Source organism: Pinisolibacter sp. DMC100, assembly GCF_056313705.1.
Window position 1 is genome coordinate 36,702 of record NZ_JBQUZT010000008.1, and the last position, 11,753, is coordinate 48,454.

General features: G+C 64.6%; 11 protein-coding genes and 1 pseudogene. 9 read left to right on the forward strand and 3 right to left on the reverse strand.

Annotated elements, in window-relative coordinates; genetic code table 11:
* Positions 1–163: 163 nt before the first annotated feature.
* On the forward strand, positions 164–1,183 hold the full coding sequence (locus ACT541_RS18785; RefSeq protein ID WP_476138688.1) for a Fic family protein: 1,020 nt from the start codon (positions 164–166) through the stop codon (positions 1,181–1,183).
* 99 nt (positions 1,184–1,282) lie between these two features.
* A pseudogene (locus tag ACT541_RS18790) lies at positions 1,283–1,675 on the forward strand (plasmid pRiA4b ORF-3 family protein); the annotation flags it as partial.
* A gap of 234 nt (positions 1,676–1,909) precedes the next feature.
* Here the strand turns inward: ACT541_RS18790 and repC are convergent.
* From repC to repA, 3 genes are all read right to left on the reverse strand, one after another.
* Positions 1,910–3,139 carry a plasmid replication protein RepC gene (repC, locus tag ACT541_RS18795; protein WP_476138634.1) on the reverse strand — a complete coding sequence of 410 codons (1,230 nt, stop codon included), beginning with the start codon at positions 3,137–3,139 and terminating at the stop codon, positions 1,910–1,912.
* A 216-nt stretch (positions 3,140–3,355) separates the two neighbouring features.
* A complete protein-coding gene (repB, locus tag ACT541_RS18800; RefSeq protein ID WP_476138635.1) occupies positions 3,356–4,357 on the reverse strand; it encodes a plasmid partitioning protein RepB in 1,002 nt (333 codons plus the stop codon).
* A gap of 139 nt (positions 4,358–4,496) precedes the next feature.
* Positions 4,497–5,705 carry a plasmid partitioning protein RepA gene (gene repA, locus ACT541_RS18805; protein WP_476138689.1) on the reverse strand — a complete coding sequence of 403 codons (1,209 nt, stop codon included), beginning with the start codon at positions 5,703–5,705 and terminating at the stop codon, positions 4,497–4,499.
* 390 nt (positions 5,706–6,095) lie between these two features.
* Here repA and traI point away from each other — a divergent pair, with 390 nt between their 5' ends.
* Genes traI through ACT541_RS18840 form a run of 7 tightly spaced genes read left to right on the forward strand, consistent with a single transcriptional unit; the run spans position 6,096 to position 11,746 of the window.
* Entirely contained in the window at positions 6,096–6,719 is a 624-nt protein-coding gene (traI, locus tag ACT541_RS18810; RefSeq protein ID WP_476138636.1) for an acyl-homoserine-lactone synthase, read from the forward strand.
* 15 nt (positions 6,720–6,734) lie between these two features.
* On the forward strand, positions 6,735–7,703 hold the full coding sequence (gene trbB, locus ACT541_RS18815; RefSeq protein ID WP_476138637.1) for a P-type conjugative transfer ATPase TrbB: 969 nt from the start codon (positions 6,735–6,737) through the stop codon (positions 7,701–7,703).
* On the forward strand, positions 7,693–8,043 hold the full coding sequence (locus ACT541_RS18820) for a TrbC/VirB2 family protein (RefSeq protein WP_476138638.1): 351 nt from the start codon (positions 7,693–7,695) through the stop codon (positions 8,041–8,043). Before trbB ends, ACT541_RS18820 begins: the two co-directional genes overlap by 11 nt.
* Positions 8,043–8,342, forward strand: coding sequence for a conjugal transfer protein TrbD (locus ACT541_RS18825; RefSeq protein ID WP_476138639.1), 300 nt, complete (start codon positions 8,043–8,045; stop codon positions 8,340–8,342). The genes ACT541_RS18820 and ACT541_RS18825 overlap by 1 nt, the downstream gene beginning before the upstream one ends.
* A gap of 8 nt (positions 8,343–8,350) precedes the next feature.
* Positions 8,351–10,801: a conjugal transfer protein TrbE gene (locus ACT541_RS18830; protein ID WP_476138640.1), complete on the forward strand. Its 2,451-nt coding sequence runs from the start codon at positions 8,351–8,353 to the stop codon at positions 10,799–10,801.
* The gene (gene trbJ, locus ACT541_RS18835; protein ID WP_476138641.1) at positions 10,773–11,579 is read left to right on the forward strand and encodes a P-type conjugative transfer protein TrbJ; all 807 of its coding nucleotides are present in this window, start codon (positions 10,773–10,775) and stop codon (positions 11,577–11,579) included. The genes ACT541_RS18830 and trbJ overlap by 29 nt, the downstream gene beginning before the upstream one ends.
* 5 nt (positions 11,580–11,584) lie before the next feature.
* On the forward strand, positions 11,585–11,746 hold the full coding sequence (locus tag ACT541_RS18840; RefSeq protein WP_476138690.1) for a DUF2749 domain-containing protein: 162 nt from the start codon (positions 11,585–11,587) through the stop codon (positions 11,744–11,746).
* Positions 11,747–11,753 lie beyond the last annotated feature (7 nt).

The following is an 11,753-nucleotide window of genomic DNA, read 5'->3' on the forward strand; positions in this document are numbered from 1 at the left end:
GCGGCGGAAAATGATCTCGACCTATCTCTTCGAACCCCTCGTTCCCGAGGACACCAAGCACGTGTTGGCCGACCTCGCGACTGAGCTCGTTGCCAAATCGAACGGGCTCGCCGGTCGACTCCACCCGCTTCTACTCACCAGCGTCGGCGACCTCGTCCGCTCGATGAATTGCTACTATTCGAACCTGATCGAAGGACACAACACCCATCCCGTCGATATCGACCGGGCGTTGAGCGGCGACTATTCGACAGATCCCGGTCGACGGGATCTTCAACGCGAAGCGATCGCCCACATCGAGGTGCAGCGGCTCATTGACCGAGGAGAAGCTCCCTCCCCTACCCTGTCGACGGACTTCATCCTCTGGCTTCATCGGGAGTTCTGTAGCCGCCTTCCCGATGATCTCCTGTGGGTGGACAATCCCGACACGGGAGAACGCTTGGCCGTCGTCCCGGGTGAGTTCCGGCAGGTCCATGTTCAGGTCGGGCGGCACATCCCTCCAGGCGGTGACGAGATCGCGCCCTTTCTGGCGAGGCTCGTCGATGCCTACGCCCCGGGTCGCCTGTCGAAGATCCAACGGATCACTGCGGTCGCCGCCTCGCATCACCGGTTGCTCTGGGTTCATCCGTTCCTGGACGGCAATGGGCGTGTCACCCGGCTTCTGTCTCATGCGCTCTTTCGAGAGCTCGGCGTCGGATCCGAGCTCTGGTCGATTTCCCGCGGGCTGGCGCGACAGGTCGATCGCTACAAGGCCAAGCTCATGGGAGCCGACGAGCCCCGCCGAGGGGATCTCGATGGGCGAGGCAATCTGACCCTCGCGGGCCTCGAGGCATTCTGCGCCTTCTTCCTCGAGATCAGCCTCGACCAGGTCGCCTTCATGGAAGGCCTGTTGGATCTCGACGGTCTTCTGCGACGGATGGAAATCTGGTGCGAGGAGGAAATCCGCGCCAAGACGCTGCACCGTGGCTCGTGGTCGCTGCTCCGCGAAGCCGTCGTCATGGGCGAGTTTCCCAGAGGGCGCGCCGGCTCGATCACCGGCTACGAGGAACGTCAGTCCCGCACAGTTCTGACCCAACTTCTGGCACGCGGACTTCTGGTCTCGAATGGTCCCCGAGCGGCCGTCCGGCTCGGATTTCCCATCGACGTGGTAGAGCGCTGGTTTCCCAAGCTCTATCCTGGTTTGTGACCGATCTTCACCCGGCGATGGAGAACACCGGTGTCCCGTGCCGACAGCGTCGCCCGCATTCGGATCGAACTTCTCGACGTCACGCCGAAGATCTGGCGAGTGATCGAGGTTCCCTCGACCGCCAGCCTGCGGGGCCTGCACGACGCGATCCAGGCTGTCGTCCCCTTCGACAATCGTCATCTCTTCGTGTTCGAGATCGGCGACCGCCGCTACGGCATCCCCGACCGAGAGTGGGGTGCCGACTTGCGGGACGCCAAGAACATCAGGATCGGAGCCCTGATCGACCGAGGGGTGAGCGAGCTCACCTACACCTACGACTTCGGGGACGATTGGCGATTTCACCTCACGATCGAGGAGGTTCTGCCTTTCGTCGAAGGAATGAGTTACCCGCATCTCGTCGGCGGCGCTCGGCGAGGGCCTCCTGAAGATGTCGGAGGGATTCCCGGTTTCGAGGAGTTTCTCTCCGCCATGGGAGATCCGACCCACGAGCGCCATGCCGAGGTGTCCCGCTGGTATGGTCGCCCCTTCGACCCGGAAGAAATCGATCACACGGAGATCGCCGCTCGGCTGGCCAAGCTCGTTCGACGCCGAGAGATCGGCAAAGCGTCCCACGCGAAGAACCGCAAAGCGGAAGCCGCCCGCCAATTTCCTGATCCGGGTGAACCGTGGCGGTTCTGCCCGACCGGCGATCTGAAACTCCAAACCGAACCGTTCGACACCTCCTTCTCACGCCCTCGCCTTCTCTCGCTTCCTGCTGCCGATCAGCGCCATCAACATCGGGCCGAGGCTGAAGCCGCCCTCCTCCGCCTTGCGCGTCAGGCTGCGAAGGTAGCCGCCGGCCGAGGCGATCATCGCGTGACGTTGCAGGATCGCGGCGACGACGACCGCTGCCTGAACCTCGCCGAGGATTCCCCTCGCCTCCTCCCAGGCACTCGGCGAAATGCCGAGCATCGGCCTCACCACGGCCGCAGTGGCGAGGAAGTCGCGCCAGTTGGAAATGCCGTCTCGGGCATAGTCGATGATGTCGGGACAGGCCTGGAGCACCATCCCCAAAGGGAAGACGCCATCCGCGAGTTTGGGCGCTCGTGGTTCGATCTCTGCCCTCGCCGCCCTCACTGCTCGGAAGCGAGGTTCAAGTTCAGTAGAGGGGTGTGGGTTTGAATTCTGTATGTGACGCTCAATTTGAGACTCATCGACGCTCGGATTTTCGTCTTTTCCATGCATTTCCAACAGCATGAACACGTCGTCGGCGAGCGTCGACAAGTCCTCGGCGATTCCCTCTAGCTGCACGAGCCCGGCATTGCGCGGAATGGCGTCGACGATCGAGCGGAAATGAGCATGGACCTCGCTCCAGTCTGCCGGCCCCCTGCCCTCTCGGCGCGTCGCGACGCCCTCCTCGAGGCCAGTGGCAATCATCTTGGCGATATCGCGGCGGCAGATGGTGATGCGCTCGCGCGCCAGCCGCAGCGCCCGATCGGCGGCGCGAACGTCCTCGGCGAGGCTCTCGATCTCCTCGGCGCGGGCAACCAGCGGCGTCAGATCGAAGCCGAAGGCCTGATCGATCTCGCCCCCCTCCCCTTTGCGAGCGTAGCGCTTGCCGTTGGGGCTGTCGCGGCGCACCACGAGACCGGCGTCGACCAGACCAGCGATGTGACGGCGCAGGGTCGCCGGCGCCATGCCGTGGGCCCGGAGTGCCAACTGCCGGTTCGACGGCCACACCACGAGCTTGTCGCCGGACAGCGTCGTCTCCGGATGGAAGCTCAGGAGCGCGTCGAGCACCGCCAGCGCCCGCTCGGAGACCCCGAGCCTGGCTTTGGCAGTACAGATCGAACGGAAGACCTCCCACTTGTGGACGACCTTCTCGGGGGCTCGCGCCTCCGCCTTGGACTGCGCGGCCACATGGGCGAGCGTCAGCGATCGCCCTCCGAAGGGCGTTCTGGACTGATAGGGCTGCATGATGCCTTTGCCTTCATTCGGGCAAAGAAAATCTGCTCGCCGTCAACGACAAGCCGACGGGTTCTAAAACCTTGACAGCGATTCGCGGAAGTGTGATTCTCTCAGTCGCCAAACTAGAGAGATGGGCTTCCGGAACGTCGTTTCGGGGGCCTTTCTTCTTTGCGGGCTACCTCTTCGTGGTGTGGTTTGAGAGCGGCTGGCTTCCGAGATTGGACCCTAGCTCGGGGTTTGGCCTCCTTCTTCCAGAAACTGCCGATGGAGCTCATCGAGCCGAGAGGCCACGAAGGCTCCAAAATTGGGGGTGGCGCGTTCATCGATGGTGAGCGTCGTCTTCCCTCGCCCGTATTCGACTCGGGCAGCCTTCAGGCCGGAAGAGGTCGACCATTCGATAACGTCCGATCCAGGACGCCGTTCATTCGAAGCGAGACACTCGAAGACCAATGCGAAGCGGCCATCGGAGTCACTCGCCAAGAAGCGCTCGGAGGAGCGAAGTTCACTCAGACGCCCATCGGCAGCGGCGAGCTTGAGCTTTTCCGCCACCGCGATCCAGCGTGCTCGTCCGGCCTTGCCCGCAGGGCCGATGTCGACCAGAAGATCATCGGGGATCATTCTCACGACAGAGATGTAGCGACTGAGATCCGCCTTATCGGTCGACAGCGCCGCGACGATCACCGATCGTTCAAACCCCATGTCCTCGAGACGCCTAGCGAAGAGCGCCTTCTCGATGAAGGACAGATCCTTACGGTCGAGGTTCTCCTTGCCCTGAGCCACGACGAGTTCATCGTCCGTCATCTTCTGAACGATGGCCCGTACCGGCCGGCCGAGCTTGGCCACGGCGCGCAGACGTCTATGCCCGTAGGCGACCTGATAGCGGCCAGACACTGCCGGGTGTGGTCGAACGAGGATAGGCACCTGCTGCCCGCTGGCCTCGATGCTCGCGACCAGTTCGTCGAAACTCGGATCCACCTCCAGCGTGAGCCGATCCCGCACGATCGAGCCGTCGATCGACGTCGTGTCCAATTCGACCACGGCGTATCCAGACGACAGCTGTTCCTGCAGGCGGGATGCGGTGCGGGCATCATCGGCCAATTGTTGCAGCGAGCTTCCCATCGCAGTGATGGCGCCGCTCCGAACCCGCTCCCTCTCTTGAACCGGGGAAGGGTTGGGAGCTCCCAACTTCGTCATGAAGAGCGAATTGACGGTGTCTTTGCGACTCATGGCAAAGAGCCCTCCGGCACGGCTCGAAAGCAGGGTTTATGCGACGATCGACGAGCAACGCCGTTGGGAGCTCCCAACTGAGTCGACCTCCGGTCGCCGTGGACACCTTTTGAGTGTCGGATATCGATGGTGAGCGGCCTCATCCGACGCGCCCCCAAGCCTGCTTGATCAAGCTCTCGATTTCCCCATTCACTCCGTCGAGCGCTTCCATCGCGCGGTCGTAGGTCGACCGCGTCATGTTCTCGCGACCGATCTCGTAGAGCGTCTGCTTGGTGAGGCCTGCGTCGGAAATCGCCGTGCTCTTCACCATCGGGTTTGTGAGTACGTGGTCACCGAAGAGGTTCCGCAAGAACGCGACGACCTTGGTCTGCGGCCCGTCTTGCGCCTCGTACCTCGTCACCAGATAGCGAATGAAATCGTACTGCAGGCGACCGCCGGCCTCCCTCACAACCGAAAGCAGATCATGAGTCATGAGCAGGAATTGGCTCATGGACGCGAGATCGAGCATTTGCGGATGGATGGTGATCGTCATCGAGGTCGCGGCACACAAGCCGCTCAGCGTGAGGTATCCGAGCTGCGGAGGACAATCGATCACAACCACGTCGTATCGTTCGGCCACATCGCCGAGCGCTTCCGCGATCCGGAGATAAAAGACGGAACCGTCCCCGTGCGCTCCGCGGGCAAGCGCCCGCGGCGACATATGCTCGAACTCCATCAGCTCGAGATTGCCGGGAACCAGATCGAGACCGTCGAAATAGGTCTTGCGAACGACCTCGTGAAGCGGCCTCCGTTCCTCGTCATACCGAATGGCGGCGTAGAGAGTCTGGTTCGCCCCCACATCGGTCTCCGGAAGCACCCCGAGCAGGGCCGACAGGCTGGCTTGCGGATCGAGATCGACCGCGAGAACTCGATACCCCTGTAGTGCGAGGTACTGTGCGAGATGGGCAGAGGTGGTGGTCTTTCCCGACCCACCCTTGAAGTTCGTGACTGCGATGACCTGGAGATGCTCTTGACCGGAGCGGTGTGGTACGAACTCTCTGGCGTCGCGTCCGCGGGCCGATGCAGCGAGCAGCGCGCGAATCTCGTTGATCTGGGAGAGCGTGTAGAGACGCCTCCCAGAATGGGTGAGATCCGGTTGCGGCCCTTCGCCAGCGAGTGTCATCTTTCGAAGCGTCGAGTCGGAAATACCCATCAGGCGAGCAGCCTCGCCGGATGTGAAGCGCCGAAGCGTCTTCTGAGACGTCGGGGGGAAGAGCGCTTCGCTCATCGCCTGTAGCTGAGAACTGAGCAGGCGCGCGTGCTCGCCGATCATCACGTCTACGGTGGCCGCGTCTTCCGCAGAGGGCATTCGGGGCGTGTTCACGTTCACATCTCTCGTCACGAAAAAATTGCCGTTTCGGCCTCTTTGTCGTGACGATACGGAAATGCGCGATTCTGGCAAGAACTTATTGGTTAACGCATTCTTACCTGCCAACGGGCCCATCTCAGATCAATCCTCAGCAACCCTCGAATCGAGGGTCGGGTTCCGGGGTCGACGGCAAGCTTGAACACGAATGACTGGTCGCGCTCCCCGGCAAAAATGACGGGGAATAACGGCGCGCTGCCTGGATCACGGACAATTCTACGATTTCCTCTTTGCCGACATCTGTCCGACGGTACCCCGTCAAATTCGCCGGTCTGACGCGCCGCATCATCCGTGCTCCCTTCTGTCTCGTTCCAACGAGCCGAGGGCCGAGCCATGCGAGCCGTAGCGATCTCCAGCGCCGATACCGATCATGCGCGCGACCTGATCGACCAGATGCACCGGTTGAGGGCGCGGGTCTTCGGGGGGCGTCTCGGTTGGGAGGTCCGCATCGAAGAGGGGAGGGAGCACGACGAGTACGATCGGCTCTGCCCGACCTACGTCCTGGCCGTCACACCAGCCGACACCGTCGTCGGTTGCGCCCGGCTCTTGCCGGCGACCGGCCCGACCATGTTGGTGCGAACCTTCCCGCAGTTGCTCGGCGGCAGGACGCTCCGCACCCATCGCGGCATGATCGAGGCCTCCCGCTTCTGCGTCGACACGACCGCCAACTCGACGATCTCGTCGCGGACGCTCCACCAGGCGACCCTGACGCTGTTCGCCGCAGTCATCCAGTGGTCGATGGCCAACGGCTACCGCGAGATCGTCATGGCGACCGACGTCCGTTTCGAACGGATCCTGCAGCGGGCGCATTGGCCGATGCGGCGGTTGGGCGAGGTTCTCCTCATCGGCGAGACCATCAGCGTTGCCGGAACGCTTCCCGCCGATCGGACGAGTTTCGAGAAGGTGTGCCCGCCGGGCTACGTCTCCGAATTCGGCGCCCGCGCCGTCGCGGCTTGAGACGGTGGCTCCGACATGGCTCAGGCGCGCTCCCATCCCCGACTGGTTCGCAAGCTCGAAGACGCCCTCGGGCGGGAGCTGTGTGCAACGCTCGACGACCCATCGGTCGTCGAGATCATGCTCAATCCGGATGGCCGCATCTTCGTCGAGCGGTTGGGGGAGGGGATCCGCGAGGCCGGGACCATGTTCGCCGGAACCGCCGAGATCGTCATCGGCAGCGTCGCCCATGCGCTGCGCTCTGAGGTCGACGACGAACGCCCGATCGTCTCGGGCGAACTGCCGATCGGTGGACACCGCTTCGAAGGGCTGTTGCCGCCGGTCGTCGCCGCCCCGACCTTCACCATCCGCAAGCGGGCGTCGCAGCTGATCGCCCTCGATGCCTATGTCGCCTCAGGCGTGATGAGCGAAGGGCAAGCGGATGCTTTGCGCATCGCTGTTGCCTCTCGCCGCAACATCGTCGTCTCCGGCGGCACCGGATCGGGCAAGACGACGCTCGCCAACGCGGTGATCGCCGAGATGATCCGGGTCTCGCCGGAACATCGCCTGGTGATCCTCGAGGACACCGCCGAGATCCGCTGCGCGGCCGAGAACGCCGTCGCCCTCCACACCTCCGACACCGTCGACATGGCTCGGCTTCTGAAGTCGACGATGCGGCTTCGGCCCGACCGCATCATCGTCGGCGAGGTGCGCGACGGCGCCGCCCTGACCCTGCTCAAGGCCTGGAACACCGGCCATCCCGGCGGGATCACCACGGTTCACGCCAACACCGCGGCCTCCGCCCTGCGGCGGCTCGAACAACTGACGGCCGAGGCGAGCCGCCAACCGATGCACGAGGTGATCGGCGAGGCCGTCGACCTCGTCGTGTCGATCGAGCGGACCGCGACCGGTCGACGCCTGCGCGAAATCCTCGAGGTCGAAGGCTTCGTCGACGGCCGCTACCTGACCCACCCTCTCACACCCGAGGCAAGACGCCATGTCGCCTGATCAAACCCGTATGCTCGTCCTCCTCTCGGTCATGGCGGTCGCCTGCACCGCTGGCCCGGCACTCGCCTCGAGCGGCGGCAGTCTGCCGTGGGAGAGCCCGCTGCAGCAGATCCAGCAATCGATCACCGGTCCGGTCGCCGGCTTCATCGCGTTGGCAGCCGTCGCAGTCGCGGGCGGCATGCTGATCTTCGGCGGCGAGCTCAACGATTTCGCGCGGCGGCTGATGTACGTGGTCCTCGTCGCCGGCATCCTGCTCGGCGCCTCCCAGATCGTCGCCCTTTTCGGCTCGACCGGCGCCTCGATCGGCGTCGGCGAAGAGCGGGCAGGGGAGGGGGCGTGATGGCCGAGCCGACATCCTCGCTCGAGCGCACGCGCATCCATCGCGCGCTGTCGCGTCCCAACCTGCTGCTCGGCGCCGATCGCGAACTGGTGCTGGTCACTGGGCTCGCCGCGGCGATCCTGATCTTCGTGGTGCTGACCTGGACCTCGGCGCTCGTCGGCTTCTGCCTCTGGACGATCGTCCTCGGGATCCTGCGGATGATGGCCAAGGCCGATCCGCAGATGCGCTCGGTCTATGCCCGTTACATCCGCTATCGGCCGATCTACCGACCGACCTCCACCCCCTGGCGTCGCGCGTGAGGTCGGCCATGGTCGCGCTCCGCTCCTTCCGCCATTCCGGCCCGTCCTTCTCCGACCTGGTGCCCTATGCGGCCCTGGTCGAGAACGGCATCATCCTGCTCAAGGACGGCTCGTTGATGGCTGGCTGGTACTTCGCCGGCCCCGACAGCGAGAGCTCGACCGACTTCGAGCGCAACGAGGTCTCCCGCCGGATCAATGCCATCCTGGCGCGGCTCGGTTCCGGCTGGATGATTCAGGTCGAGGCGGTGCGGGTGCCGACAACGGCCTACCCGGCTCGGGAGGCCTGCCGGTTTCCCGATCCCGTCAGCCGGGCGATCGACGACGAACGACGGACACGTTTCGAACGCGAGAGCGGTCATTTCGAGAGCCGTCACGCCATGATCCTGACCTGGCGATCGGCTTCGCCGCGCAAGGCGGGGCTGGCGCGCTTCGTCTATGCCGACGACGAGAGCCGCACCGCGAGCTTCGTCGACACCACACTCGACTTCTTCCGCACCAGCATCCGCGAGATCGAGCAGTATCTCGCCGGCGTCCTGTCGATCCGCCGGATGGTCACCCGTGAGGTGAGCGAGGCGGGCGGCTTTCGCGTCGCGCGCTGGGACGAGCTCTTCCAGTTCGTGCGCTTCGCCATTACCGGCGAGAACCACCCCGTCCGCCTACCCGCGGTCCCGATGTATCTCGACTGGCTGGCGGTCGCCGAGTTCCACCACGGGCTCGGGCCCCTCGTCGATCATCGCCGTCTGGCGATCGTCGCGATCGACGGTCTACCGGCGGAGAGCGCCCCCGGCATTCTCAACGCCCTCGACCTGATGCCGCTCACCTATCGCTGGTCGAGCCGCTTCATGTTCCTCGATGAGCACGAGGCGCGCGAGCGCCTGGAGCGGACGCGAAAGAAGTGGCAGCAGAAGGTCCGGCCCTTCCTCGACCAGCTCTTCCAGACGGCGAGCCGATCCCTCGATCAGGACGCGGCTTCGATGGTCGCCGAGACCGAGGACGCCATCGCCGAGGCCGCCTCGGGTCTCGTGGCCTTCGGCTACTACACCGCGGTGATCGTGCTCTTCGACGAAGACGAGGCGCGGCTGCGCGACAAGGCCGAGGCCGTGCGCCGATTGGTCCAGTCGGAAGGCTTCGGCGCCCGGATCGAGACGCTCAATGCGACCGAGGCCTTCCTCGGCAGTCTGCCCGGCAATTGGTATTCGAATGTCCGCGAACCGCTGATCAGCACCCGCAATCTCGCCGATCTGATCCCGCTGAACTCGGTCTGGTCGGGAGCCGAGATCGCGCCCTGCCCCTTCTATCCCGAAGGGTCGCCACCCTTGATGCAGGTGGCGTCGGGCTCGACGCCGTTCCGCCTCAACCTCCATGTCGACGACGTCGGCCACACCCTGGTGTTCGGACCGACCGGATCGGGCAAATCGACGCTGCTGGCGCTCATCGCCGCGCAGTTCCGTCGTTACGACAGCGCGCAGGTCTTCGCCTTCGACAAGGGCGGGTCGATGTTGCCGCTGACGCTCGCCGTCGGCGGTGACCACTACGACATCGGCGCTGGGGCAGGGGAGGGGGCTCTCGCCTTCTGTCCCCTGTCGGAACTCTCGAGCGAGGCCGATCGCGCCTGGGCGTCCGAATGGATCGAGACCCTGATCGTTCTCCAGGGCGTGACCGTCACCCCGGACCATCGCAACGCCGTCTCGCGGCAGATCGAGCTGATGGCGGCGGCGCGCGGCCGCTCGCTCTCCGACTTCGTCTCGGGCGTGCAGATGCGCGAGATCAAGGATGCGCTCCACGCCTACACCGTCGATGGTTCGATGGGTCAGCTTCTCGACGCCGAGACCGACGGTCTGGCGCTCGGCGCCTTCCAGACCTTCGAGATCGAAGAGCTGATGACCATGGGCGAGCGCAACCTGGTGCCCGTCCTCCTCAATCTCTTCCGCCGCATCGAGAAGCGGCTCACCGGTGCGCCGAGCCTGATCATCCTCGACGAGGCCTGGCTGATGCTCGGCCATCCCGCCTTCCGCGACAAGATCCGGGAATGGTTGAAGGTGCTGCGCAAGGCCAATTGCGCGGTGATCCTCGCCACCCAATCGATCTCGGATGCCGAGCGTTCCGGGATCATCGACGTCCTGAAAGAGAGCTGCCCGACCAAGATCTGCCTGCCCAACGGGGCAGCGCGCGAGCCGGGCACACGAGAGTTCTACGAGCGCATCGGGTTCAACGAGCGCCAGATCGAGATCGTCGCGAATGCCGTGCCGAAACGTGAGTACTACGCCGTCTCACCAATCGGTCGACGTCTGTTCGACATGGCGCTGGGGCCCCTGACCCGCGCCTTCGTCGGAGCGTCGGGCAAGGCGGACCTCGCGACGATCCGATCCCTTCACGCCGAGTTCGGGACCGATTGGCCCCGCCATTGGCTCCAACAGAGAGGGGTGGCTCATGCCGAAACCTTGCTCCCATCGGCGTGACACCGCCGCGTTCTTCACCGTGGCCGTGATCCTGCTCTCGCCATACCCGGCCGCCGCCGGCGGCGGCGGCCTGACCGGTGGCGCGACCGAATGGACGCAGCTTCTCAACAACGGCGAGTTGGTCAGTCTGGTCGGCCATTCGGCGACCCAGATCGACAATCAGGTGACGCAGATCACCCAACTCGCCGAGCAGATCCAGAACCAGCTGCGCATCTACCAGAACATGCTGCAGAACACGGCGCAGCTGCCAGCCCATGTCTGGGGGCAGGTTCAGAGCGACCTCAACCGCTTGCAGAGTGTCGTGACCAAGGCCCAGGGGATCTCCTTCTCCATGGGCAACATCGACGACGTCCTCTCTGCCCGCTTCAAATCCTATTCCGACTTCAAGGCGAGCCGGCCGACGGGACAGAACTTCTCCGCGACCTGGCAGAGCTGGTCGGCGACCAATCGCGACACGATCGGCGGCACCTTGAAAGCGGCAGGTCTCACCGCCGAGCAGTTCTCGACCGAAGAGGCGACCATGTCGCAGCTGCGCTCGATGTCGGAGAGCGCCGACGGGCAGATGCGGGCGCTGCAGGTCGGCCACGACATCGCCGCCCAGCAGGTCGCCCAGATGCAGAAGCTGCGCGGTCTCGTCTCCCAGCAAATGACGATGATGGGCACTTGGTACCAGTCGGAACAGGCGAGCCGCGATCTCGCTCAGGCCCGCCGCGAGAGCTTCTTCGATTCCACCGCCCCCTCGACGAGCGGCGGCCAGACCATGGAGCCCCGCTGGTGACCCCGATGCGCTTCCTCCTCTTCGCTCTCATCGTCGTCGCCATTCTCGGCACCGCCGCCGGCCTCGCGCTCAACGCGCGAGGAAAACGGGTGACGGCCGAGGACTTCCTCGGCGCGCCCAAGACCTACGACACCACCGGCGGCCAACAGATGAAACCGCGCTGGTGAGGGGAGG